Source organism: Deinococcus sedimenti (assembly GCF_014648135.1).
Classification (GTDB): domain Bacteria; phylum Deinococcota; class Deinococci; order Deinococcales; family Deinococcaceae; genus Deinococcus; species Deinococcus sedimenti.
Genome location: NZ_BMQN01000058.1, coordinates 1 through 1,051 on the forward strand (window position 1 = coordinate 1; position 1,051 = coordinate 1,051).

A 1,051-nucleotide genomic window follows, 5' to 3' on the forward strand; every position below is an offset into this window, starting at 1 on the left:
GTGTCAAAAGAGCTCCCACTCGAGCGTTTCGTCTGTCAGAACCCCGCCTGTCCATCCCAGCATCACGCGCAACACGGCACCATAAAGCTCCGCAGACGATACGGCCCTCACCGCCGACGACTCCTCAAGTGCACCGTGTGCAGTGCGGAATTCAGTGAACTCAAAGGCACGCCCTACTGGAATGCCCGCTGCTCCCAGGACACCGTTGACGCCGTCGTCGAACATGTCACCCACGGCAACAGCTTCGTCACCACGGGCCATCTGGTCGGCTGTCACCGAACCACGGTCGCGCGCATCGTCCGCGTTGCCGGAAGTCATGCGCGACACCTCCACGACCTGAATGCTCGTGACCTGAAGGTCACGAGCATTCAAGCGGACGAACGCTACGGATTCGTCGGGCGCAAGAAAGAGGCGGTATGGGACGCGACCGTCATCGATCCCAGCAGCAAGTTCCTCATCCAGGGCGAGATCGGCGAGCGCACTGCGGCTCTGACCCAGTCGCTCCTCATGCACGCCAGAGCACGCCTGACAGATCCGCATGGACTCGTGCTGTTCACTGATGGGTTTCTGTCGTACCAGACGTTGTTCCCTGAAGTGTTCGGCAGGCCGTATCGGCCTGCCAGACAGGGATCACGTGGTCGATTCCCGAAGACCGCCTACCGGATCCCGCGTTCAGCGGCCCATGTCCGGATCATCAAGGAGTATTCCGGGAAGCGCGTCGTGAACGTGCGCACCGAGATCGCGGCCGGCACTCAGGTTCGCGTGAACGAGGAGTTACAGCGGTTGGGTTACCACAAGCCCAACACCTCGGCTGTGGAGCGTCAGAATGCCACGGCACGGCGGATGAACCCGCACCTGGCGAGGAAAAGCCTCGCGTTCGCGAGGCTGAGGATTCACCGGGAGAGCCTGGCTCATCTGGTGCAGGGGATCTACAACTGGTGCCGAGTTCAACGGGCTCTGCGGAGCAAGCTCGACGTCCCAAAGGGACGTCAGTTGTACCTCCAACGCACACCGGCCATGACGATCGGGCTGACCGATCACGTCTGGAAGG

At 61.8% G+C, this 1,051-nt stretch carries 1 protein-coding gene; it reads left to right on the forward strand.

The features are described 5' to 3' along the window. Positions 1–1,051, forward strand: a 1,051-nt coding sequence (locus IEY69_RS21600; protein ID WP_444542403.1) for an IS1 family transposase, incomplete at its 3' end; no start/stop codon positions are given.